The sequence below is a fragment of the Arthrobacter sp. D1-17 genome (assembly GCF_054130535.1).
The window spans coordinates 2328536-2352865 of sequence record NZ_CP096382.1 but is presented as its reverse complement, the minus strand read 5'-3'; the positions used below and the strand labels follow the sequence as shown (position 1 = coordinate 2352865).

The following is a 24330-nucleotide window of genomic DNA, read 5'->3' as shown; positions in this document are numbered from 1 at the left end:
ATGGCGGGCGGAAATTCTTCTTCCCAGGTCTCCTAGGCGGGCGCCAGCACAGGGGTGCCGATGCGGAAACGCTGGCCGCTAACCGCGACGTCCACAGGGCCGTCGAAAGTAGAAGCGGCGCGGGTGCGCCACCATTCAGGCTCCGCGCGGCCAGCTAGGTGGGAGAGGACCAGCCGGCCCACTCCAGCTGCGGCGGCAACGCGGCCTGCCCCCTCTGGCGGGGTGTGTGCAATCTGCTGGTGGTTAAGGAATTCCAGTGCGAAGCCCTTGCCGGCATAGAAGTCCAGGTTCACTGCCTCATGCACCAGGACGTCTGCGCCGCTGGCGAGCACGGCCATCGCCTCACATTCCGCGGTGTCGCCGGAGAAAACAACGGAGCCTGCATCGGTGTCGAAGCGGAATGCCAGTGCGGGGCGCACCGGAGGGTGTTCGACGAGGATGCCGGTGACCTTGACCCTGTCATCCTCGTAGACGTCAAAGGGGCGGGCCGCGTCCGGGCCTCCATGTGTGGGGGTTTTGAGGTCCACGGCGCGCACAAGGGACGCCAGGTCCGGGCGGGCTTCATCGTGGACGCGGATGTCGATGTCGTAGGAGAAGGCCTGAAGGGAATGGGATACCAGCCCGCGGGTGCCGGAGAGCCCGGCACCACCTGTGCGGGTGTCGTCCTTGCCCGGGCCCACAATCGAAACAGGGCCGGTGAAGCCCTCTACGGGGTTGCCCCAGTTCCACAGCAGGAAGCCGGGCAGTTCCACCACGTGGTCCGAGTGCAGGTGGGTGACAAAGCCCGCCACGAGATCCTTGCCGCGAAGCCCGGCCTCATGGGCAGCCCGCGAGCAGCCCATGCCAAAATCCACCATGTAGAAGGCGTCGCCTACTACCAGTGCGCTGGAGATGCCGTTTTCCGGTCCGCGGATGGCCGGCCCGGCGGCTGTGCCAAGGGTAATCAGTTCGACGCTCACAAGAAGTCCTTCTGCAGGGTTGGTGCGGGCTCAGGAGTGGGGGCGGGCATTGATGACGCGGGTTTCCAGGTATTCCTCCAGGCCCCATCGGCCGCGCTCGCGGCCGATGCCCGATGCCTTCCAGCCCCCGAACGGAGCATCGGGCTCCACGAGCGTATGCTGGTTGACCCAGACTGTTCCCGCTTCAATCCGGGAGGCAGTGGCGTAGGCGCGCTCCTGGTCCGGGCTCCACACGGAGGCGCCCAGGCCGAAGTCACCGGCGTTGAGCGCGTTGATTGTCTGTTCGAGATTGTCATAGGCCACAATCGGCAGGGCGGCCCCGAACTGTTCCTGTTCCACCAGGTCCATGCCCGGCTCAGCGTCAATCACTACTGTGGGGGAGAGGAAGTAGCCGGGCAGGTCGCAGCCGGGGCTGCCGCCGGTGATGATGCGGGCTCCTGAACCCACCGCGGAATCGACCAGACCGTGGACGAGTTTGAGCTGGGACTCGTTGTGCATTGGCCCCATGGTGGTCCCGTCCGCAATGCCGTGGCCCAGCACGTGGCGGGAAGCCTCGGCGGCTATAGCCTCGGCCAGTTCCCTGCTGCGGCTGCGGGGAACATATACACGCTTGACTGCCATGCACACCTGGCCGGCGTTGCGGAACGCGCTGCCCACAATTCCGCGGGCAGTCACGGCGACGTCGGCGTCATCGAGCACGATGGCAGGATCGTTTCCGCCGAGTTCCATGGTGACGCGCTTGACGGTGGGGGCGGCCTGCTGGGCCATGGAGATGCCCACCTCGGTGGAGCCGGTAAAAGAGATTTTTCGGATGCCAGGCGAGGTGCTGAGCGCAACATTGACCGTCCGTCGTGAACTGGTCCGTACCTGCAGCACCCCTGCGGGCAGGACTTCATTGAGCAGGTTGACCAGTGCGATGGTGGACAGCGGCGTGGACGGGGAGGGCTTCGCGATCACGGTGCAGCCGGCAACCAGCGCAGGGGCAAGTTTCACGCAGAGCAGGGAGATGGGGAAATTCCACGGCGTGATGGTGCCAACGATGCCCACCGGCCGGTACTGGACTTCAAGGGTCCTGTCGGCCCGTGGAGTAAGGGGCTCGGTTTCATCCCATCCCAGGTCCGCGTAGTAGTCAAAAAGTCCTGCTGCCACGGTGAACTCACCCGCAGCCTCCGTCTTGGGCTTGCCCTGCTCACGGGAGAGCAGGGTGGCCAGGGAATCCAGGTCGCGGCGGATCAGGGCGGCGCCGGCACGCAGGGCGGCGCGGCGGGCATCACGGTCGGCTGCCCAGCGCGGTGCAGCCAGGCGGGCGGCCGCAACGGCCTGCTCAACGTCGTCCCCGGTGTTTTCCCGGGCGTATCCCACGAGCTCAAGCGTGGCCGGGTCCAAGACCTGGTAATGGGCTGCCGTCATGGCCTGTCCTTTCGGCGGGGAAGGGAATTCATATCCCAGTCTCATGGCACGAGTCACAATCCGCCCGGTCCTTTCCATCCAACGGAAAGGGCGGGGCGAGGGATTGATCCGGCTTGCCACTATGGAGTGAAGCACGTCACGCACTAATGAGGAGTCTCCATGTCCCAAGAACAGCTATCCATCGTCCTCACGGGGGTTTCCTCCGGCATCGGCGCCCGGACGGCGCAGATTCTGTCCGCCCGCGGGGTGCCGCTGATCGGCATCGACCGCAACCCGCCTACGGGCTTCAGCGGCAGCTTCTTGCAGGCTGACCTTTCCAGCCAAGCGGGCGTCGACGCCGCCGCCGCTGCAGTCTCCACCGCAGCACCGCACGGCATCGCCGGCCTGGCCAACATCGCAGGAGTCCCCGGTACCGCCCCTTGGCGCACGGTCCTGTCAGTCAACGTCTTCGGCGTCCGCGGGCTGGTCCGAGCGCTTGCCCCGCTCCTCGGTGAGGGAACCGCGGTGGTAAACCTCGCTTCCAGCGTTGCTGTCGACTGGCGCGAGGTGAAAGGCAAGTGTGCCGCGTTTGCGTTGGCTGGGGATCAGGAGATTGCGCTGGACTCGGTTTCCGGTGACGGCAACATCACAGGGGAGTCCTACCTTTTCTCCAAGCAGTGCGTCCGCTTCCTTACCGAGCACCTGGCTGCCGAACTGTTGCCGCAGCGCATCCGGGTCAACAGCGTGAGCCCCGGGCCCGTTGCCACGCCGATCCTTGAGGACTTTAAGCAGGACCACGGGCGGGACAAGGTGGAGGGGGCAGCCGCCCTGCTGGGCCGCTTCGGGGAGCCCGACGACGTCGCCTCCGTCATCGACTTCCTGCTCCGCCCCGAGTCGGGCTGGGTGAACGGCTCGGACATCCGCGTGGACGGCGGCCTGGGTGCCTACCGGGGTTCAAACCTCGCCGCCGCCGCTAACTGAGGACCAACGACGCCGGGACCATCCTGCCCATGCAGGGAGGGCCCGGCGTTGGGCTTAAAATGACGGTAAGCGCGGCGTCAATGATGTGCCGCTGTCCAGGTTCAGGAGGGTGATCCATGGCTAACGCTGCCCCGGGCGGCAGGACCGCCAGCCGTCCCGCCTCGACAACCCGGCCCAGGCACTTCCAAGCTGCCGACGGCGGTGCTGCCGCCCAGCAGGCGGTGAGTGTCACGTCCCGCGCACTGGCCCTGCTCGGGACCTTCGACGCTGAGCACTCAGTCCAAAGCCTCAGTGCCATGGCGCGCCGTGCCGGCCTGCCGGTGACCACCGCGCACCGGCTGGCAGGCGAACTGGTGGCGTGGGGAGGACTGGAGAAGGCCAATGACGGGTACCGCGTGGGGCAGCGGATCTGGCGCCTTGGCCTGCTGGCCCCTGCGCAGCAGAACATCGCCGAGGTGGCCGCACCCTTCATGCAGGATGTCCTTTTCGTGACGCACAACGTGGTGAACCTGTTCATCCTCGATGGGGAGGAGGTCCTGCTGGTGGAACGGATGTCCGGCACTGGAGCAGGCCAGCCTTTCCGGCGCGTGGGCGCACGCCTGCCGCTCCATGCAAGCGCCGCGGGCAAAATCATGCTGGCTTATGGGGCCAAGGACTTGTTGGTTGCCGCGGCGCAGCGTCTGGACCCGCACACGCCGCAGACCATCACCAGCCCCGCTGCGCTCGCTGCCGAAGTCGAGCGGGTGCGGGCCAACGGTTACGCCACCACTGAGGAGGAGGCGGGGCCGGACAACTATGGCCTGGCCGTCCCCGTGTTCCTGCCCAACAAACAACTGGTGGCGGCGCTGGGCATTGTCACCCGGAGCCGTCCCGCCCCGGTCGGCAGCGTGGTTCCCGTGCTCAACATTGCGGCCCGGGGCATTGCCCGGAGGCTGGGTGTGGAGCATCTGCCGCAGTAAGGGCTGCTCCCGTCCTTTTAACCCCAGCCTTTCCGTTGGACGGAAAGCGGCGCACCCGATGTGTTGCGGAACACCTAACCTCGAGTAAGCCGGAATTTAAGGCCGGATGCCCGGCCCAAGGGCCGCCGCCCGGCGGGCCCTTTCCAAAGGAAGTGATGATCTCATGACTGCATCTGCAGGAGCCACCCTCGACGTCGTCGTCGATAGGGCGGACATTGTGGCGGACCAGGTGGTCTCCCTGGTGCTGCGGCGGGCCGACGGAATGCTATTCGAGCCCTGGCAGCCGGGCGCGCACATTGACGTGCACGTGGGCGACGGGCTGGTGCGACAGTATTCGCTGTGTTCCTCCCCCGGGGAACTGGACCACCTGCGGATCGGTGTGCTGCATGTGCCTGATTCCCGTGGTGGGTCCAAGGCCGTGCACGCGCTGTTGCCGGGAACACCGCTGGCCATTTCGGCGCCCCGCAATAACTTTCCCCTGCGCGAGTCCCGCCGCTACCTTTTTATTGCCGGCGGCATCGGCATCACCCCGATCATTCCCATGCTCGAAGCTGCCGACGCTGCCGGCAAGGAATGGACGCTGGTTTACGGCGGCCGGAGCCGGAAGACCATGGCTTTCGCCCAGCAACTGGAGGACCGGTACGGCGTTGACCGTGTCCGCATTGTCGCCGAGGACGAGGTGGGCCGGTTGGACCTGGACCAGGTCCTGGGCATGCCGCGGGCCCACATGCTGGTTTATGCCTGCGGCCCCGGCGGGCTGCTCGGTGCCGTGGAAGAACGGTGCATGGGCTGGCCGCCCGGCGCCCTGCACACCGAGCGGTTCGTCGCCTCCACCCTGGGTGCCGCTGCCGCCAACGCCCCCTTTGAGGTGGAGCTGGCGCGGACCGGAACCACCGTGACGGTAACGAATGACAAAACCATCCTCGAAGCGGTGGAAGAGGTGGGAGTGCGAGTCCTGTCCTCCTGCCGCGGGGGATTGTGCGGAACCTGCGAAACCCAGATCATCTCAGGGGAGCCTGAGCACCGCGATGCAGTCCTGACTGAGGAGGACCGTGAAGCCGGGGAGATCATGCTGGTTTGTGTTTCCCGTGCCGCTGCCGGTTGTCCGCGACTGGTCCTGGATCTCTAAACAGCAGTCCATTACGCCGCTTCCAGCCCGCGTTATTCCGGCCGCTGGCCGGCCCGCCCCCATCAAGTTTCGCCACAAGGAGTGTCCCAAATGACCGTTTCAACCCACGAAGCCAATGTCTTGGGCGAGGACCCCTTTGAAACCGCAAACCTCCTCGACCCCTACCCCTTCCTCGGCAGGCTCCGCGACGCAGGGGCCGTCTCCTACCTCGAGAGCACGGGCAGCTACGCCGTAGCCGGGTACCAGGAGGTCTACGAGGTCCTCACCGACTTCGAAACGTACATCTCCTCCGGCGGCCTTGGCCCGCGTGACATCCGGAAGGACTCCGGCTGGCGGCCGCCCAGCATCCTCGAATCGGACCCGCCCATCCACACCGTGATGCGCCGGGCGCTGACCGGCGTCATCAACCCCGCAGCCGTGCGCGCCCTCCGGGAACCATTCACGCCACCTGCCGAGGAGTTGACCGAGCAGCTCGCAGGCCGCAAGCGGTTCGACGCCATCACCGACCTCGCCGAAAAGTACCCCCTCCGTGTCTTCCCGGACGCGGTGGGGATTCCCGACGTCGGCCGTGAGCACTTGCTGCCCTACGGCAACATGGTGTTCAACGCCTTTGGCCCGGAAAATTACATCTTCAAGCAAGCCTTCGCGCAGGGCGACGAGCACGCCGCCGCGGTGATGCGCAACTGTCAGCGCGAAAACCTGGACGACACCGGTTTTGGTGCCCAGATCTGGAAGCGCGTGGAGGACGGCCTCATAACAGAACAGCAGGCGACGCTGCTGGTGCGGGCGCTGCTCTCCGCGGGCGTGGACACAACCATTTTCGGCATCGGCAACACGCTTTCGGTGTTAGCACGGTACCCGGAAGCATGGGCCCGGCTACGGGAGAACCCCAGAATGGCAAAGTTCGCCGTAGACGAGGCGCTCCGCCTGGAGTCCCCGTTCCAGAAGTTCCACCGCACCGTTTCCGTGGACACCGTCCTGGGCGGCGTGCATCTGCCAGCCGGTGCAAAGGTACTGGTGTTCCTGGGCGCTGCCAACCGGGATTCGCGCAAGTGGGGAGACAATGCCGACGAGTTCGACCTGGACCGCAACGCCTCCGGCCACGTGGCCTTTGGCATGGGCCTGCACCAGTGCGTGGGCCAGCCCATCGCCCGGCTCGAAATGGAAATCGTGCTCCAGCAGCTGCTTCAGCGCGTATCCACCATCGAACCGGACGGCGCGCCAGTGCCGATCCTGCACAACGTACTGCGCGGGTTCGAGTCCCTGCCGGTGCGGATCACGGCAGGATAGACCTCGCAGGAGTGTTCGCGGTCCTGTCTTGAAGTCTCTGAACCGCTCAAAGAGTAGTCGGGGTGGCCGGAACCTTGAGAAGTTCTCCCCGACGCCGAGGAATTCATTGTTCGGGCGGGGAGGGGTTGTTCCACTGGGCGGAAGGTTCCGCTTGCAGGGGCCCAAGGGATGGAGCAAGGTTACAGAATGACCAAGCTTCAGGCGGCAGCGAACCACTACGGACACGATGTCTCGGGCGGCATTGAAGCGGAACCCGAGGGTGTCATCGTCTTGGACTCGGGCCTCGTTGCCGTGTGGGAGCTTGCTGCTCCTCTGCTTGGTGTGCGAGATAATGACGCGCACACACTGTACTCACTTGGTCTTGCCCGTGCCTTGCTGGAATCGCATGCCGAAGCCGATGCTGCCATCGTCCTCCCGGCCATAATGCTTCACGACGTTGGGTGGTCCGAGGTGCCACCGGACGAGGTTCTGCAAGCCATTGCTCCCGGGGGCGGAAGGCCGGATCTGGTCCTTCTCCATGAAAAGGAAGGCGCCAGGCTGGCCGCCAACATCTTGGCGCAGACAGGTTATGACGCGTCGAAGGTGCCGGAGATTCTTGCCATCATCGATGGTCACGATTCCCGGCCTACCGCGCTCTCTATTGAGGATGCGATCGTGAAGGACTCGGACAAGGTCTGGCGGCTCAGCCCACACGGCATTGACACCGTCATGGACTGGTTCGGACTGGACCGGGACCAGGCCCTGCGGCTGTGCAGCCAGCGAGTACATGGCCACCTCTTTACGCATGAAGCGAAAGTGATGGCCAGGGCGCTGTCCGCACTGGAATCCGTCACGCTGTGGCCTCAACGGCGTGTGCTCCTGAACGCGGACTAGACTCTGATCGAACCGCCGGGAGGCGGTCTGTATTGGACATATATCGGATAGGGAGTCGCGATGGCCGGCGGCAGCCGTGAACCAGGCCGGACCGTCACCTCCAAGGTTCTGGCCATTCTGGAGGCGTTCGAGAAATCCCGCGGGGCCCTGAGCCTGAGCGACATAGCAGCGAAGTCCGGCCTGCCCTTGAGCACGACACACAGATTGGTCAATGAACTGACGGACTGGGGATTCCTCTCGCGGGAGCCAAACGGACGCTACCAGCCGGGCATCCGGCTGTGGGAACTCGCCCAGAACACCGGGCGGCAGCTGCGCGACGCAGCCCGCCCTTACGTACAGGATCTGTTCTCCCTCACTGGCGAAACCGCACACCTTGCCGTCCGGGCCGGCCATGAGGTGCTCTACATCGACCGCGTCTACAGCTCCAAGAGAGTCCCGCGCGCCTCCCGCGTCGGTGGCAGGCTCCCGATGCATGCGACCGCTGTCGGAAAGGTCATTCTCGCCTTTGACGAGGACTGGGTCCGCGACGCTTACCTGAACCGGCAGCTGGAGCGGCAAACCGCCCACACTCATGTTGACCCCAAGCGCCTGGCCGAAGAACTTGTCCAAATTCGTGAGCAGGGTTATGCCACCACCTTGGAGGAGGTGCGGCTGGGATCCTGCTCCATCGCCGTCCCGGTATTCCATACCGGAAAGATCGGGGCCTCGATCGGCCTGGTGCTGCCTACGAACCAGGCCGCCACGATGACCCGGCACCTGCCGGTGCTGAAGGGAATTTCCGCCCAGATCGAGCGCGCCACCGCCCGGATTCCGCTGGAGACGCTGCTTGGCAGTCAGACCGGACCCAAGTAGCAAGAACATTGGTTTCCACTCAGTGGAACTACTCCCTGTCATGTATGGGTGATGGGGGACACACTGGTGAGTAGAAATCGCCGGCGTGCCTGACGCTGCCGGCGGAACCAAGACCACAAGGAGTCCAGATGTCATCGTCGACAGAAACGGCCGGCCGCTGTCCCTTCGGCTACGGCGCCGAAGCCCCGGCCGGGCACCACGGCTACGAGCCGTTCCAGATGGAGGATCCCTTCCCGGCTTATGCCGAACTACGGGCGGAACAGCCGGTCATGTTCGATGAGCGCGTTGGCCTGTACGTTGTCTCCCGCTTTGATGATGTCAAGGCTGTTTTCGAGGACTGGGAGACGTTTTCGAGCGAAAACGCCCAGGCGCCGGTCCGGGAACGGAGCCCGGCTGCGAAAAAGATCATGGAAGACGGCGGGTTTACCGCCTATTCAGGCCTTTCGGCCCGGCGCCCGCCGGAACACACCCGGATCCGCGCGGTGGTTCAGAAAGCGTTCACACCCCGACGATACAAAGCGCTGGAACCCTTCATTCGGCAGACGTCGTCACCCTGATCGAACAGATGCTCTCCCGGCCGGAACGTCGCGGTGACCTGGTGAAAGACCTCGCCTACGACGTCCCTACCAACACCATCCTTACCCTGATCGGTGCGGACGTCTCGCAGGTGGATACCTTCAAGCGCTGGAGCGATTCCCGGGCGGCCATGACCTGGGGCGACCTGAGCGATGAGGAGCAGATCCCGCACGCGCACAACCTGGTGGAGTACTGGCAGGAATGCCTGCGCCTGGTCAAGGCGGCGCACGAGGAAGGCGGGGACAACCTCACCGGAGACCTCGTCAAAGCCCAGCAGGATGGCGCCGAGATTTCCGACCATGAGATCGCCTCCGTGCTTTACAGCCTGCTCTTCGCAGGCCACGAAACCACCACCACCCTGATCTCCAACGCCCTGCGCGAACTCCTCACCCGCCCCGGGCAGTGGCGGCAGCTGGTTGAGGATCCCAAGAAGATCCCCGGAGTGCAGGCGGCGGTTGTCTTGACACGGCCGACAGCCCTCGTCGCCCTGGCCATCCGGTACTGGAGCTTCCGCTCGGCGTCCCACAGCTCCTACTGGGCGGTCAGGTCGCCCCTAGCTGCTAGGCGAAGACAGCGACTGGCTCATCCAGACGGATGTCGGCACCGACAATCTGGGTGACCAGCAGCTGGTTGACAGACTCATCCGGGATCGCCTCCATCTGCACTCCAACTCTCAGGCCTTCCTACTGGTCGTAGAAGTCGGCCTCAACAACAACGGTCCAGTCTTGGCTGCAGCCAAGGGACCCTCCTTCGTACGGGGCAGGGTGCTGTCGAGCCTCCATGTGTGCGGACATCCGCTGGGCATCACCGGGTCTGATCCCCCAGCATGCCGCACGCATGGGCACCGAATATCCGCCCCTAGAGAAAGAACGCATGAAACAGAGTATTTTCGGCCGCGTCGCACAGCTGGCGAAGGCCAACCTCAACGACCTCCTGGACCGCGCCGAGGATCCGCAGAAGATGCTGGACCAGATGGTGCGAGACTATTCGGCCAACATCTCCGAAGCCGAAGCAGCGGTCGCCCAAACCATCGGCAACCTTCGCATGCTCGAACAGGACCACTCACAAAATATCGCTTACGCGAACGAATGGGGACGCAAGGCCTTGGCCGCCTCCACCAAGGCAGATGGCTTCCGGTCCGTCGGCAACGCCACGGACGCCCAGAAGTTCGACAACCTCGCCAAGGTGGCTATCCAGCGCCAGTTGGCCGCCGAGAAGCTGGCGAGCGACGCAGCCCCTGGCCTCGCCGCGCAGAACGAGGTGGTGGAGAGGCTGAAGGGCGGGCTGGACTCGATGAAGTCCAAGTTGCGGGAGCTCACCGCCAAACGCAACCAACTGGTTGCCCGATCCCGGACCGCTGCAGCCCAGTCCCAGGTCCAGGAAGCGCTCAAGGGACTGGACGTTCAGGACCCGACCAGCGCCATCGGCCGGTTCGAGGAACGCGTCCGCCGCCAGGAGGCCACGGCCCGGGGCCAGCAGGAGCTCGCCGCCGGCAGCCTGGGGGCTCAGTTCGCGTCGCTCGAGAACCTCGGTGAACAGACGGAGGTGGAGGCCCGTCTCGCCGCCCTGAAAGCCGGTGGCAACCAGAAGGCGATCGGGTACTAGGCGGTCGTCCTGAACAAAGAGCAGGCCTCGGGCGATAGTCCGGGGGCGTCAGAGCCGCCGAACATCCTGTCCGAGGAAGGGCTGGCCCATTTCCCGCCATACCCTGCGGCCTTCAAACACATGCCTTCCATGCAACAGCGAAGCGGAGGTAAGCCTCTGACCAAGGAAAATCTGGGGCCCAGGGTGGCGAGTGAAAGGTTCCTGTATCGGTTGAAGTGGAGGTCCTCATCAAACTCGATCAGGAGGTCGTCGGCCTGGATGTCCCACCACTTAGGCGCCACGGCCGGTTGGGCCGGTACGCCCCCGAGTTCCCGGAAGATGACCAGTGCAGGACGGCGGCCTTCTTTCCGAAGCCGTTCAGCAAGGCCTCAGTCTTCTGCTCACCTCTGGCGCCGGCCTTGGCGACGCCCGTCGTTCACGGCCCAGGAGGAATCCTGCAGACCAGTTGCTGCCCGCCCGTAGATGCCGTTCATCAGAAGTTCCAAATCATCCGGACGACGGCCCACAGCCCGAGGAGGACGAGGATGGCGCCGAGGACTTTGCCGCCCCTGGCCGAGGCCATCCAGTCGTCAATGTCCTTCTTGTCTTTGGCGCTGCTGTCCAGGACGCGGTCTTTAAATCTCTTTTCGCTCATGCCCTGAAACATGCGTAGGCAACAGGGTCACGGGGGTCATCTGGGCGCGTGGGTGCATAATCTGTTGGGGCATGCGGCGGTGCGCCGGCTGAGCTTGCGCTATTGGCCTTGGTGGATGACTACATAGATGGATGTCGGCAGCCGCAGGGTGGTGTCGTCCGTGCAGTCAAACAGAACGTACCTGTTCGAGTCTCCACCGAGCAGCAGGAGGTTCCTCTCGGGGAACTGAGGGGCGAGTTTTGTGCTGTCGAGCAGTTCAACTTTGGTGCCGCTGTAGCTCATGCCAGGGATGCGGTCGGCGGTTCCGCAGTCCCTAACCGTGCGTCCCTGCTGGGCCGCGAGAAGCGGCAACCCGATCCCCAGGATGGCAAGGGACCAGAGCAGGAACAGTGCGAGAAGCCGGTGCCGCTTTTCATTTGCCTCGTAGATGAAGCCGAGGAGAGGGCGGCTGATGATCGTGGCGATGCCCGAGTAGAGCCGCTGGCTCTCCTTGGTCTCCTTCTTATCCAGGACTCCCTTGCGGTCCAGCTCACGAAGCCGCGACTGGCGCCTCAACGCATTCGCCATTAGATTGCGCCCGAATATACGCGACTCATTGGCGGTCCGAGAGGCAGCCAGATAATTGTCGAAGTCAGCGTCCGTCATCTGCGCAAGAACCTCGCGCCCACCGCCGTTCCAGCTACGGTAGCTGGCGCCGATGGTGAAAATTGCGGTGGGGAAGCCGCCAAAGAACACGTAGAACGTAACGATGCTGGCGGCCGCGGCGACGAGGGCAACAAGCACCGAAGACTGGGCGAGGAGCTGAGCGTATCCCAGGCCGACCTCTTCAGGGGTGGTTCCCAGATGTTCGTAAAAAGTGGCGAATGGGAAACGCAGGAAAGCGTACAGTGCGACCCCTGCCGCACCGAGCCACGCCACATCTACCCGCAGCGGACTTCGTCGTTTTTCCTGCTCAACCTCAAGGGCCCCATCATCGGTGCTTCCCTGATCAGTACTGACCGGCCGACTCGTCATGCGTGCAGTATGCACTGCCACAGGACTTAGCTCTGCCAGCGACTCACCACTCAATGCGAAGGCGTTTCGGAAGTTTGGCGTCGCGCCATTGCCGATGGCAGCTGCGAGCGGCCGGCCTTTGGTCAGGTGCGGCTTGGCCGGCGCCGGGTGCGGAACCTCGACTTGGGCGTCCGTGGGTGAACCGATCGTCGCGGTGTGGTCGCCCTTGCGCATCCAGTGCGGTGTAGCTGCGAGCAGCTAGGAGTTCTCCAAGACTACTGTCGCATCGAAGGTGTGCCACGGGGTGGAGGCATAATCGGTCAGCATTCGGTGCCGGGCCCACCGATCCGGGCCGATGGCGTCGTTGATGGCGAAGTCTGCTTCGAGGTTGAAAAATCCTTCGCTCATCAGGTGCCGGTCCGGGAACCATTCCTCCCAGTGGGCGATGCCGATACGGGCGGCGGGGGAGTCCTGGCCGCGGCCGGGAAATTCGCGAAGGACCTGGGAGAGGATCCGGTAGATCTCGTGTCGCGGGTCGGTGCCGGTGTTGCTGGAGCGGTCCGGGTGCGGGGCGACGATGAACACCACGGTCAGGCCTGAGGTTTCCAGTGGCCGTTCCGAAATGACCTGGGCCCAGCGGCGGACCTTGTTCTCGAAGGAGGTCGAGGCGGTGGCCGTCAGTTCGAAGACGATGCGCATTCCGTCGTGCCGGACGATGGTGCCGTCGGCGTGGCGGCCGTCCGTGCGGTTCAGCTTCTTCTCGAGCCCGGAGCCGGCGAGCAGGTCGATGGAAGACAGCTTTTCGCCCAGGACTGTCCAGATGTCCAGGTACTCCGCGGCGCGCAGGCCCAGCTCGGTGGAGAGCACGTTGTGCCGGTCGTAGTGGCCGCCGGTGGACCACGGCTGGCCGGCGGTGACGCTGAGCCATTCCGGTCCGGTGAGGGTGGGCCCGATGACTTTGTTGAACGCGTCGGAGTTCGCGGTCCGGAACACGACGCTGCTGTTCATGCCCGAGTTTGGCCGGAGCTTGTTCGCGTAGGTGCCGACGTCGACCAGGTCCAGGGAGAAGGACGCGGCCATCGACGAGTAGTTCGGGTCCAGGAAATACTGGCAGCCGGTCAGGGCCGCAAGTTGCTCGGAGGAAATGGTCCGCCACGAGTCCAGGACACCCCAGGCCGCGAGTCGGTCCGAGCGTCCCCGGTTGGCTGTGGCGATGCGCAGTGCCTCGTCCTCGTCCAGGAGAAGCTTGGCGTTGACCGGGCTGATGCCTTCCTTCTTGTGGTGCCTGGCCATCGGGCCAGTGATCCAGTTGGCCTGGGAGCCGGGAACCCAGAGCCGGTCCCAGTACGGGTCGCGGCGGTTGTGCATGGCCAAGTCATCGATGGGGTTGGCCGAGGGCATCAACTCGGCATGGATGCCTTCGGCGGCGGCCCGGCGTTCTGGTGTAACTGCTACCAAGGGAAGCTCCTGCTGGTTCATGGGTGTAGCCCTGTGCTGCTGCGTAGGTGTCGATGCTGGCTTCGAAGTTGGGGACCTTGACAATGAACGTTGACTGCCGGCGCTGGTCCACTTCGGAGCAGACGACGACGTGGAAAGCTTCCAGGCGCTGAATGTCTTCTGTGGTGCGCTCACTGAATTGGAGCCCCGTTAGGGCATGCGTTGACCCCTCACAATTGTCCCAATAGGTTCTGGCCGAACGACGTCCGAAACCTGCCATCACGGCGCCGGTAATGACCCTACAAACCAGAGATATCGGGATACATTGTTCGCGCAGATCTGTTGAAGTTCTGTTCCAGCACCTTAATCAAGTCGTGCTTCATCCTCGGCGCGATGATTACTTCGATCGTCGGCACTCCGCGGCGTCCGTATGGTCGGTCGGGGCACGCTGAAGGGACGATTGGAGAACATCCAGGGCCTGGGGGGCTAATCGTCTTATCGACGATCATGCAGTAGATGGTTTTGGACGTTGTCGGTGAAGCTGATCCGATATTCTCCATGTATTATTCACGGCCCTTGAGCGTTTCCTCAGGATGAGTGAGGCTTCTTCAGAGCAGACGATCGGTCGATGTGGAAAACGAGCGCCGCTTGCGGTGCCGTGATGCAAGAGCTCTGTGGGTCGGTGGTTCGCTGGCCGAGGACGAGTTCCACGTCCACGTACCGCTACGCGGGCATCTTTGACGAGTCAACGCGTCTTCCCTGTCTTCTATCTTTTCATTGAGAAGGAATGTACCTTTGGACCTGTTGATGAAACTTCACACGGGTTGGCTTGCCTATGCGGGTGACTGCCTGGACCTTGGCTAGCCGTGATTAGGCCGCGGGTGACCGTTGTGCTCTAAAACTATTCGAGCCCTTTTTAAAATCTCATGAGCAGGCATACAACTATGTGGTCCTCCTCCTTGAATTTGTTTTACTACCCCTACGCCACTTTGGGCCAAAAGCAACAGCCTCTACTGACAGCTGTCGCAGCTTTTTTCGACACGCTAGCAATACTTGACCCTTATCAGGCGAGTGGTGACAGGGTTGGCGTGGGCGATTCATCCGAAGCGTTGCACCTCCTGGAAGAAGCAAAGCTTTTGAAAAGGATCGCTCCGGCTGATGTGCTGTTTAAGTACGAGAGCGAACTAGAATGTGCTATTGAAGCTGACATGAACGATCCGGATTTCATTCGCACGTGCCAGAATCGGAGTGAATATCCGTGGACCTTGGCGTTGGAAAAGATCCCGAAGGCGATCCGGAATGATCCCGACTACATGACGTTGGATCAGGCCATGCAGCGTCTGATGCAGCGGGGAAGCAGCGAATACCAAGAACGCTACCTCGAAAAAATTGTTTCAGTCGCCGGTACAAATGTGCCGCAGGCGTCATCAAATCCAGGTGCAGCCGAGGTCGGTTCCTTTCCCTTTGAGAGAGAATACCGCTATGTGCAGGTCCCCTTCGCACTAGGTGAGTCGATAATGCTCAACCATTGCCTGTTCGCAGGCTTAGTTGAGGAAAGGGCGACTCCGTTCACCATGGATGCGTTTCATCAGGAAATGTTGGCCCACAAGATACGGCGCGCGCCTTCCACTGTCCTAAACACTTTGGACGATGGAGTAGGCAGACGGCAGCAAAAAACAAACATACTATCTCTGGTGGCACTTACTGCAACTGACTTGTCGATTCCCGTGGTTTCTCCGGAACTCCCGTTGGAAGAAGTCCTAGACTACCGCAATAAGCATGCAGACACTTTAGATGCATCCCGTTCTTTGCTGGCCGATCTAGCGTGGGAGATGGAATCAGCGCCACTATCGGGGGAGTTTTTCCGGGAGACCGATTCGGCATTGGCCGCACTACGCCGTTCGCTCCTAGAGGTTGGTAAAGCGCGGGATAGTTGGATCAAAGCCAATTCGTGGAGGTTGGATACCGTCGGAGTCGCGACTGCTGCTGCGTCCATGATGCTTTCTCTTGCTGCAGCGCCGGTAACCCCATTCGCATTTTTTGGAGCGGCTTTAGGCCTGGCCGCAACTGCCCTGCCTTTCGGCAAGAACATGGCACAGGCGGCCGGCGGCTCTACGAACAGCGTCTGCTACCTATTGCGGGAGAAGTGAAGCCTCTTACCGTTCGAGATCCCCCGGGTCTCCGCCTGCGAGGATCTGATTCTGGTTATGGCGACTATGCGAAAACTATATCTGGCCGTCGACCACTGCCCAGGGTTGACACCCGACTCCAAGAGCGGTGCACGCACACCGACTATAGGCGGTGATGTGGCCCGTTCCCGCGTACACAGGCACTGCATTATGGGCTCTTCGCAGATGAGCATGGTTAGGGCGGGCTGAGGCAGCCATCGCAGTGTGGGACAAGCGCGTCTGGCCTGACTTGGCTCACGGGTCGTGGTCTCGCGAAGCGTAGCGCCCTGACCTGCGGTGATGGCGGCAGAATCGTGCTTTTTCACGCACTAATGGGTTTTGTTCTAGTGTCTCCGGTGTGGCGTTCATCAGGAGGGTGCGGACGGCCTCGGGAGCGACGGCAGTACACATCGCCGAGTATGTACGCGGCCGCCAGCAGATTGTGGAGCACGTCGGCTCGGCGCATACGGAGGCAGAACTCGGCATGCTGCTCCGGCGCGCCCGTGAGCCGCTGGACAACCCGGCCCAGGGCGTCCTGGACCTCGGTGTTGAGCCGACACCGCCGGTGAAAGGCCGAATTGTGCCCGCCGATACGGGCCTCTTCGAGACAGCCGGCGCGGTCACGCGAGCCGGTCGCGACAGTCCGGGACGGGTGGTCGGCACGGACTCGCGGATCCTGTTCGATGCGCTGGCCAGCGTTCACCGCACTGGGGTTCGGCGGCCTCGGTGACGAGGTGTTCCGCGACCTGGTGATCGCCCGGGGCGTCGAACCGACATCGCTGCTTGATACAGGCAGAGTCCTGCGCAAGGCGTCATCGAAACCACCCGCAGAATTGCCCGCGGCTTCCGCAACTTCCCAAGACTCAGATGCCTACTCGCCGCCGGCGGGTACCGCCCATACCGGACCAAACAGGCCAACCGTGCCTAATACGAAGGGCCGGTAAAGGAGTGAATCCTCGATGGCTACTACACGGCAACAGCGCTGCTGACTACTGCCGAGGGGTAGAGCGAAATGACTGCCGGGACCAGTGACCCGCAACATGACTCCGTTCCAGTTACCCGGCTCGATCCTGGGACGCCCCGAAGCTCAGACCAACGCCGATCGGCCTCCGCTGCAGGAACAGTGCTAACACGGATGTGGGCGAGGGGTGCCCGGTTTCAGTATTGGGTTACCGGATCAAGGAAAGCAAAAAACGATCCGGGAACGGCCTCGGAGCCCTCCGGGGCAGCGCACTTCAAAACCGCACCCATCCAACCGCATCATCCCTCAGGAGCACTCCCTTGTTCAAAACATCAGACAACAAAATGTCCCACCCTGTCCGCCGCAAGCTCGCCCTGCTGTCGGCGATCGGGCTGGGATTCGCGGCTGTGCCTGTTGCCTTGGCGGCCCCGGCCCAAGCATCTACCACCAGTTACGCCTGCTCTGTCACCCCGCTGAAGCCAATCTTCGCCGGGCACAACTCGTCGGGCGTCAAGCTGGTGGACTACCGGATCCAGGTCCGATGCTACGGCGACCGCTATATCAACATCACCCAGGAACGCTGGGAGGATGACGACTGGCCCAACGGTGATGACCACCTCGGCACCTCGTACTTCAGCCGCCATCTGAACAACGCGAGCGGTTACGTGACGATTTCCAACGTTCGGACACTGGTCGATGGCGAAATCGGCAACGAGGAGGTCTACCACAAGATCCGGTGGCAGGAAGGAAGCGGCGGAGTGTGGTCTCCGTACACGGGGTGGCGCTACAGCCCTTCCACGTCGATGTCTAACTGACGATCCCGCAGCCGGCGACGCCGGCTCGCCGCATACCCAAGGCCTGGCTTCCCCGCCGGGCTTTGGGTGTTTCAATGTCGTAAGTACCTGCTGATTTGTCTGTTGGCTAATAGGTCGGCCAGCAGCGGAACCTGCGCCGCTACATGAAACGGGCCTGAGACCATCAGTTGGTTTCATCGCTTTCGTGCGACGGGGGCCGATGACCGAAGTCCTGATCCGGCTGGCTCTTGACCTTGGCGCAGCACTGCATGAGTTCCACAGGCACACCTATTTGCCAGATCTACCAGAGGACTAAGACACGAGATCCGGTGCGTCATCTACGCCTTAGCGCTATGCGGTTTGCCACCGACTTTGTCCAAGACGCTTTTAGCCTGCCGGTCCACTACTCCGGTGAACAGTTGTTGGGAGGCGCCGAAGATTACTGCCCAAGCAAGAATCTGCGGGGCGGTATCAAGGGCGGAAAGGCCTGGTACGAATCCGCCCCGCATGAGGACGAGCCCCAAGTATGCCGTGAGGGCGCCAGCGGGGAGTTTGACCAGTGCTAATGCCACGGGCAGGGCAAATGGGGTCGACGTGCCTCGTATGTTGCGTAGGGAACTGGCCCCCGAAACCGCTGCTGCAACTAGTCCCAGTAGCTCCACGAGACCGACGTCGTAAAAACGGGCCGTCGCGTGTATTGCCTCGTCTATGTCTGTTCCGTCGGGTACGCCGGCGCTGGGAGGAAACTGGGTTTCATGAACGGCACACACTATCTTGGACGGCTCCTGAGCGGTGCCCTGAGGATTGAAGCAAGGAGAAAACTCCCGCGGGAATATTCCTCCCAGGACTGCCAATGAAGCAGCCATTATCATCAGTATGACGGCGGTCACGAGGAGGACGCGATGAAAGCTGCGCACCCGAGCGTACTCCTGCCGAGCGCGCGAGTGCGCGGCAGCAGTTGCGTCCACGAGGCTGTCACGAGAACTACCGTCATCAGCGGTTTGAGGGTCGCACGGGTGTGGGTTCAACTCTTGCTCGAGGCGCAGCCGTCGGGGATCGTTGGCGTCCAAGTACTTCATGACGTCGGAGTGGATTTCAGGCAACCGGCCCTTAACATAAGACCACGGCGCCCTACGCAGAATCAGTTCTTCGGCCGCGTCGGTGCGGCTGACTGCCCGTTCCATCGCCGGCGCATCACTGTACCAGCGGGAAATCTTGGCAGTTCCTTCTGCTGCCTCCCGAGCCTTCTGCAGATGCTCCAGAATTCCGTCGTCCAGAGCGGCATTAAGGTAGGTTGTCCCTGGGGCTGTTGCCCGGGAGTCTTGCGCAGCAAACCATTTGGTGAGGGCACTCAGGTCTGTAACCTTGGTGAGGATATCTTCCCGCCAAGGTTTGCTCTTTCTAGGTTTGGCTCTGCTGTTTGATTCTGACATGACCTTCATCGCTTAGCTCAGCACACAGTGCCATGGTGCCTGACCTTACTTAGGAGTTGTCCCTGTCGTTCGCGGATCGCCTGCAGGATCGCTGGACTCAAACAACCTCGACACTGCCCTCCCTGGGTTGCACTCCGGCCTAACTGACGCCCCAACATAAACGGAAGCGCGTTACTCGAGCGTTACGGTCCGGCCTCGCAATCGAGTAACCCTTTTGTGCCGCCATAGGCGTCGTGCTTGCCGCCGGGCCAGAATTTCGTCAGCTCAGCTCACCCCATACGCCTCAATGCCCTGCAGCCAAGACCGCAGGATTGTCGTGGCGATCGGCCTTGGATCCCTTAATGGCTGAACTGTTCAAGGCAGAACTCGCCAAGCAGGGACGCTGGCGGGCTCATACAGCTCCGCGGCAGGAACCTAAAACTGGCCAGACGCTCTGCGTCGGCACGCACCTGCGCATGCTGTGGCAGGAGGTTCAGTTCAGAAGTCCCTGGTTCGGGGAATGACCGTGATACGAATCAAGGCTTTATCACCTAGCAGCCGGTGCGCAATGGAGGGAACGGCGATTTCACCGACCCACGACCCTTTGACATCCGGCGCTTTGTCCTCCAGTGCCGTTTCACCTTCCTCCATTGGTTTCCAGAGGCGGACAGGCCTTGCGAGGGTGCTTGTCCAAGCGGCCCAGGCCCTCGGCAGCGCGGAAGCCCCGTCTCCTGGCAGGATGTCGACCACGAGTGCGTCTTCCCAGTCAGCCGTCTGCTCCAGGTGGTCACGCATGTCGATGGTGGACTCCCCATCATACGGGTCGTTTTTCTTGTGTTCTTTTTCCCGGATCGACATGAGCCGAAGGTTCAAGACATGACGGAGAGTAGAAACCTTGTTACCTTCCTCATCCAAGGGCCGGGGAGCCTTCGAGGACAGGAAAGTGGTGAGCAGGGGCCTGGGGTGATCGACTGGATCCTCGCCCTCTTCTAACCGCTCCACGAGGATCGGGCAGTGGTGGGCTGCGGTTTGCTCGTGCACCAGCACAGGCAGGCCACGGATGGTCAACCCCAGGTCCAGCTGGAACTCCAGATCCGAATCGTCCTGACGGCCGACATCGGCGTTGACCAGATCCAAGGTGACCTGAAGGTCCCCGAACAGGAATCGGTTTAGGTTCTGGTAACCCTCTTCTGAATTGACGATGCCATACCTGCCCCCGTGGCTGCGGTGGACAATTGCGCAGTGGGCATCCTTGATCACCGCGTTCTCAAGCTGGACCAGACCGTCGCTCTTGACCCCTACCGCCCGGGAGGAAAGCCCGAAAAGCTGCTTATAGTCCCCCGGATTGGAGCCGGCAAGGCAGAAGATTTTTGATAAGGAGAACCCGTCCTGGGGTATAACGGTGCCTGTGAAGCCGCGGCGTGGCTCCTGATCCCTCAAGAACTCCGGGGTGAGGTACTCGTACATCCGGTCCGGGCCGAAGACATCCGCGCCGAAGAGCCCTGTGAAGTCGCGGAGCCGCTCGAGGAATCCGCCGCCTATCGCGAACCGGATTCCGCCGTGTGGTGTGGCATAGGTGAAAAGGCTTGCCACGTATTTCTCCCCAGCCCGTAAGTTATGTTCAGCCCGTTGGTCGACCTCCGCTTCGGGGATGACGCGCTGAAGCAGGCAACGGCAGATGAGCCCGCCCATGGAGTGCGCTACGAGGAAAACCTTCGGCGCGCCGGTCTTGAGCCGGACCAGCTTGATCAGGCTGAAAAGATTCATGGCTGCCTGTTCCAGAGAAAACTTCTCAGGTTCGTCCTGGATACTTGAAGCTGAGACATCGTAGAAGCGGTGGATCCAGATCGTGGCTGCGGGAATTTCCCCTTCCCTGGCCTGATCCAGATAACGTTTCTGGTTCCCGTGCACCCGAACTTCGTAGTCCATGTCGGACATCAGCCGCAGCATCGGTGACTCGAACTGATGGAACTTGGGATCGCCCCTACGATTGGCTCGAACATGTACCGAACCGGTGCTGAAGCCGTAGAAAGGGTCTTCTACGGCGCCCTCTATGTCGCCCCCGGCAAAACCCCGGACATAGATGATGGGGAGCCGGAGGTCGCCCGGTTGATAGCTCATGGTCCTGACCTTTCGTGAATAAGCAAGCAGCTTCATGCCGGGAGCGCCGGTACCAGGACGCTTGCACGTTCCGCGATTGCAGCACTATGCCCGTTACTGGCACGTTACTGCGATGGGCCTTACTTGGTCTTTTCATCTCGCCCAATTGCAACTCCTAAAAGTTCAGGTGTTGCAAGGACCACTAGACGCCAAGCCCGCAAAACGGCTCACTTTTCGACCATCGCTGACATGCGAACGACCGCAAGAGTGAACGCCACGACATCCAGGCTGAAGAGTTCGACTTGAGGTAGGGAAGCACTGCGCTGCTCCATCAGCGTATGACGTCAGGGGACGACGGAGAGTCAATAAGTCGCGTACCCAGCTAGGCAATGTGTCAGAGTAGCAGGTCACCGGATTTAGGAGCCGGGATTGCGGAATCGGGGCTCATGAGGTGGACGATATCTCGCAAGTCCTCTTGCCGCTGTCAGGCGCTGCTTCAAAGGGCGCCAACATCAATAGACTTCGAGTTCGAAGTTGCCATCGAATCGACCAGTTACCTCTTCAATCTGCGTGGTTCTGGACGTGGAGCCTCACCATCATCTGCTAGATGATGACGAGTCCAATTCGCGGCCAGGATGAGGTCGGCGGCCGAGTTCAGGATGGAATTTAGTGGGTGTTCGTGGGTGCTTGGACCAAACCGGCACCGGCGTCCAACGGGTCCGTACCGGCACTCAGGGGCACGAACGTCGCGGAACCGATAAGTTTGGCCTGTAGGAGTAGCGGACTCAGCGGACCCTGTGCAAGAAGTTGTTCGGCCGAGAGCGCCGTTACGCCAGCCACGTGCGGGGTCGCCATACTGGTTCCGGTGAGGGTCTTGGTGCCACCGTTGCCGCTCCCGACCCTCTGGACACTGATCACGACATCATTAGGCCGTTGTGAGCTGGGCATCCCAGGGCTGACAAGCTGCAGTGAGCGGTGCGATCCAATTACCTGTAGTCAGCCGTCGAGAGGGCGTACAGTCGTCTCCATGGCCGATGACCTATGGGCCAGGACGCGACGATGAAGCCAGCTGGATGCTGGCCCGACCGGCCTTCTGGGCAGTCATTGCGGTCCAGCTCGTAGCGGCGAATCAGATTTGGGTTGCCCTTTAATATCGTTCGTGATCTCGGAGCGTTCTTGCGGGCACATCTATTGCCCTTGATCGTTGGTTTTGCCGGTGTGGTCACGGTATCCCCGTTCAGTAGGCGGATAAGACGTTGGAAGTGCTGGCTGCCGCTGCTGCTTCGTGTGGGTACTAAGGTGCCATGATGACGAAGCCGGCTGCCGGGACACTGATGCTGATGGCCCTGCCGTTTCGTGCCTCGATCGCTGTCTCTGATCCTTGTTGGTTTTGGTCTGTCGAGTATGCGTACCGGAACTTGTCTCCGGCAGAATGCAGCCCTGCGTCGATGGTCACCCACACGGTCCTTTTCTGCACAAGATCGGTGTTGAAGGCACACACGACCTCGCGGCTGGACATGATCCGGCTCCAGGCCACGACGGAAGTCATGCGTCCCTCGCCAATGCGGTTCGGATACCAGAAGTTGGACCCGTCCTCGGAAATGGGCCTGAAGTACTGGCGGCCACGGCGGAGCGCATGGTCGTTCCTGCGAAGCTCCAGAACCTTGGCAAGTTGGTTGTAGGTGTCGGTCGACTCGTCAAAGAAGTGGCGGTCCTTGCTGCGGAATGAGCCGAAGCCGCTGCCGAACATGGCTTCGCGGATGTAGCGGTCGGCCTTGTGGTCGTTACCCGGGTCCAGGTTTACCTCAGTTGGGAACTTGCCGTTGAAGAGCTGCTCGCTGCCGTAGTAGATGCAGGGGATACCGAGCGTCGTTGCGTTCATGGCCAGAACCGCGAGCTCCAGTGCACGGCCCTCAGGGTCAGACGCGAAGCGGGCTTTGTAGCTCCTGCCCATGCGGACCAGGTCGTGGTCGTCGAAGGAGGTGACGACGTGCTTGCGGAACCAGGTGTGTGATTCCTTGCCGACTTCATAGGAGTTGCGGAAAAGCTCGAAGTAGTCGGCAGGGTTGCCCCAGCCCTTGACGGCGTCCACCATTCTTCCCTGTACGTCGGCAAGGCCCAGGGCCGCATCAAGGCCAGTTTCGTCACGGGTCCTGATGGCATCTCCGCGGGGACCGGTGATCTCGCCGACAAGGAAGAAGGATTCTTTGCCGATGGTCTGGGTGAACTCGTGGATGGCGGATGCGAAGTAGCGTGTGGCCCCGGCGTCCATGTGCTTCACGGTGTCGACCCGGAACCCATCCACGTCCGCAAAAGCGATCCAGTACTGGTACGCCTCGGTGAGGACTTGAAAGGCAGGGGAGGGGTGGTAGTCGTGGACGGGACCGGCTCCCTGCTGAATGTCCTTCAGGCCTTCGAAATCACCCTCGGTCGTCTCCGGCCTGTCGTCCCAGCGGATGATTTTTCCTTTGCAGGTAAAGGTGCCGGGAGCCTGGAGCTGACTTGGCCAGACGGCGCTGGCCGGCTCAGTCGGATCAACGGGCGAGGGGAAGGGAAGGCTGGGGGTTCCGTTGGAGTCTCTCCACCCGGCAACTGGGAACGTTGTGCCGTTCCATGCCGGTTCCGGCTCGGGCGTTGCATACTGGAAGACGTCTGCGGAGTGGTTGAGGATGACATCGAGGATGACGTACAGCCCGGCCTCATGCGCGGCGGCCACCAGGTCTTTGAAGTCTTGGGCTGTTCCGAAGTGCGGGTCGACCTCTAGGAAGTTCTGCGTGCCGTAACCGTGGTAGTCATCCAGACCTTGCCGCTGCCGCAGCGCGGGACTGATCCACAGTGCGGTCACACCGAGTCGCTTGAGGTAGCCGATTTTGGTGGCTATCCCTCTCAGGGTTCCGCCGAGCCACTGGGTACCGGCGGTCTCCCAGATTCCGATGTCGGCAGGGGTCGCGACGGCATTGTTGACGTCGACGGCGGAGAACAGAGGGGTCTGGCCTTGGACGACCTGTTCGGATGCGTCCTTGTATCCGTCTTCCTTTCCATCCGAGAACCTGTCGATGAGGAGGAAGTAAATGACCTGGTCGGACCAGTCGTGGGGAGACGGGTGGAAGTTGTTTTGGCTCAGGAGGTTGGCCCACGGTATGGCCTCGATGGAAAGCACAATGTCCTTCTTTCACTTACTGTAATGCGGGGTTTGGAGGAGGGCGTGTTCACGTTCT

21 protein-coding genes and 1 pseudogene are annotated in these 24330 nt (G+C 62.1%); 12 read left to right on the top strand and 10 right to left on the bottom strand.

The window, feature by feature from the left end; genetic code table 11:
* Positions 1 to 32: 32 nt before the first annotated feature.
* Together M1E01_RS10915 and M1E01_RS10910 are read right to left on the bottom strand one after the other, a co-directional pair.
* On the bottom strand, positions 33 to 959 hold the full coding sequence (locus M1E01_RS10915; protein WP_457971632.1) for an MBL fold metallo-hydrolase: 927 nt from the start codon (positions 957 to 959) through the stop codon (positions 33 to 35).
* A gap of 30 nt (positions 960 to 989) precedes the next feature.
* Positions 990 to 2369: an aldehyde dehydrogenase family protein gene (locus M1E01_RS10910; RefSeq protein WP_457971630.1), complete on the bottom strand. Its 1380-nt coding sequence runs from the start codon at positions 2367 to 2369 to the stop codon at positions 990 to 992.
* Between the two features lie 159 nt (positions 2370 to 2528).
* Here M1E01_RS10910 and M1E01_RS10905 point away from each other — a divergent pair, with 159 nt between their 5' ends.
* The 9 genes from M1E01_RS10905 to M1E01_RS10865 all read left to right on the top strand — a co-directional run bounded on the left by M1E01_RS10905 (position 2529) and on the right by M1E01_RS10865 (position 10613).
* Positions 2529 to 3329 carry an SDR family oxidoreductase gene (locus tag M1E01_RS10905; protein WP_457971629.1) on the top strand — a complete coding sequence of 267 codons (801 nt, stop codon included), beginning with the start codon at positions 2529 to 2531 and terminating at the stop codon, positions 3327 to 3329.
* 116 nt (positions 3330 to 3445) lie between these two features.
* Positions 3446 to 4288 carry an IclR family transcriptional regulator gene (locus tag M1E01_RS10900; protein ID WP_457971628.1) on the top strand — a complete coding sequence of 281 codons (843 nt, stop codon included), beginning with the start codon at positions 3446 to 3448 and terminating at the stop codon, positions 4286 to 4288.
* A 163-nt stretch (positions 4289 to 4451) separates the two neighbouring features.
* On the top strand, positions 4452 to 5417 hold the full coding sequence (locus M1E01_RS10895; protein ID WP_457971627.1) for a PDR/VanB family oxidoreductase: 966 nt from the start codon (positions 4452 to 4454) through the stop codon (positions 5415 to 5417).
* A 90-nt stretch (positions 5418 to 5507) separates the two neighbouring features.
* On the top strand, positions 5508 to 6707 hold the full coding sequence (locus M1E01_RS10890) for a cytochrome P450 (RefSeq protein ID WP_457971626.1): 1200 nt from the start codon (positions 5508 to 5510) through the stop codon (positions 6705 to 6707).
* Between the two features lie 186 nt (positions 6708 to 6893).
* Entirely contained in the window at positions 6894 to 7580 is a 687-nt protein-coding gene (locus tag M1E01_RS10885) for an HD domain-containing protein (RefSeq protein ID WP_457971625.1), read from the top strand.
* A gap of 60 nt (positions 7581 to 7640) precedes the next feature.
* Complete coding sequence (locus tag M1E01_RS10880) at positions 7641 to 8432, top strand: IclR family transcriptional regulator (RefSeq protein WP_457971624.1); 792 nt, start codon at positions 7641 to 7643, stop codon at positions 8430 to 8432.
* Between the two features lie 128 nt (positions 8433 to 8560).
* A complete protein-coding gene (locus M1E01_RS10875; protein WP_457971623.1) occupies positions 8561 to 8989 on the top strand; it encodes a hypothetical protein in 429 nt (142 codons plus the stop codon).
* Between the two features lie 8 nt (positions 8990 to 8997).
* Positions 8998 to 9627 (top strand): cytochrome P450, encoded by a 630-nt coding sequence (locus tag M1E01_RS10870; protein WP_457971622.1) that lies wholly within the window; start codon positions 8998 to 9000, stop codon positions 9625 to 9627.
* Positions 9628 to 9881: 254 nt separating this feature from the next.
* Positions 9882 to 10613, top strand: a complete 732-nt coding sequence (locus M1E01_RS10865) for a PspA/IM30 family protein (RefSeq protein ID WP_457971621.1) — start codon at positions 9882 to 9884, stop codon at positions 10611 to 10613.
* Here the strand turns inward: M1E01_RS10865 and M1E01_RS10860 are convergent.
* The 4 genes from M1E01_RS10860 to M1E01_RS10845 all read right to left on the bottom strand — a co-directional run bounded on the left by M1E01_RS10860 (position 10610) and on the right by M1E01_RS10845 (position 13719).
* Entirely contained in the window at positions 10610 to 10933 is a 324-nt protein-coding gene (locus M1E01_RS10860) for a DUF7255 family protein (RefSeq protein WP_457974936.1), read from the bottom strand. The genes M1E01_RS10865 and M1E01_RS10860 overlap by 4 nt on opposite strands.
* A gap of 152 nt (positions 10934 to 11085) precedes the next feature.
* A complete protein-coding gene (locus M1E01_RS10855; RefSeq protein ID WP_457971620.1) occupies positions 11086 to 11247 on the bottom strand; it encodes a hypothetical protein in 162 nt (53 codons plus the stop codon).
* Between the two features lie 99 nt (positions 11248 to 11346).
* Positions 11347 to 12474: a hypothetical protein gene (locus tag M1E01_RS10850; protein ID WP_457971619.1), complete on the bottom strand. Its 1128-nt coding sequence runs from the start codon at positions 12472 to 12474 to the stop codon at positions 11347 to 11349.
* A 24-nt stretch (positions 12475 to 12498) separates the two neighbouring features.
* Positions 12499 to 13719, bottom strand: a complete 1221-nt coding sequence (locus M1E01_RS10845; protein ID WP_457971618.1) for a hypothetical protein — start codon at positions 13717 to 13719, stop codon at positions 12499 to 12501.
* Positions 13720 to 14621: 902 nt separating this feature from the next.
* Between M1E01_RS10845 and M1E01_RS10840 the strand changes: the two genes are divergently transcribed.
* The 3 genes and pseudogenes from M1E01_RS10840 to M1E01_RS10830 all read left to right on the top strand — a co-directional run bounded on the left by M1E01_RS10840 (position 14622) and on the right by M1E01_RS10830 (position 17621).
* Positions 14622 to 15827, top strand: a complete 1206-nt coding sequence (locus tag M1E01_RS10840) for a DUF6236 family protein (RefSeq protein ID WP_457971617.1) — start codon at positions 14622 to 14624, stop codon at positions 15825 to 15827.
* A gap of 376 nt (positions 15828 to 16203) precedes the next feature.
* Positions 16204 to 16669: pseudogene (locus M1E01_RS10835) on the top strand (IS1634 family transposase); the annotation flags it as partial.
* Between the two features lie 457 nt (positions 16670 to 17126).
* Positions 17127 to 17621, top strand: a complete 495-nt coding sequence (locus M1E01_RS10830; RefSeq protein ID WP_457971616.1) for a hypothetical protein — start codon at positions 17127 to 17129, stop codon at positions 17619 to 17621.
* Between the two features lie 317 nt (positions 17622 to 17938).
* Here M1E01_RS10830 and M1E01_RS10825 read toward each other — a convergent pair whose 3' ends face one another.
* From M1E01_RS10825 to M1E01_RS10810, 4 genes are all read right to left on the bottom strand, one after another.
* Positions 17939 to 19033 carry a hypothetical protein gene (locus tag M1E01_RS10825; RefSeq protein ID WP_457971615.1) on the bottom strand — a complete coding sequence of 365 codons (1095 nt, stop codon included), beginning with the start codon at positions 19031 to 19033 and terminating at the stop codon, positions 17939 to 17941.
* Positions 19034 to 19510: 477 nt separating this feature from the next.
* On the bottom strand, positions 19511 to 21133 hold the full coding sequence (locus tag M1E01_RS10820; RefSeq protein ID WP_457971614.1) for an esterase/lipase family protein: 1623 nt from the start codon (positions 21131 to 21133) through the stop codon (positions 19511 to 19513).
* A gap of 645 nt (positions 21134 to 21778) precedes the next feature.
* Positions 21779 to 22081 (bottom strand): S8 family serine peptidase, encoded by a 303-nt coding sequence (locus tag M1E01_RS10815; protein WP_457974935.1) that lies wholly within the window; start codon positions 22079 to 22081, stop codon positions 21779 to 21781.
* A 325-nt stretch (positions 22082 to 22406) separates the two neighbouring features.
* Positions 22407 to 24272 carry an alpha-amylase family glycosyl hydrolase gene (locus tag M1E01_RS10810; RefSeq protein WP_457971613.1) on the bottom strand — a complete coding sequence of 622 codons (1866 nt, stop codon included), beginning with the start codon at positions 24270 to 24272 and terminating at the stop codon, positions 22407 to 22409.
* Positions 24273 to 24330 lie beyond the last annotated feature (58 nt).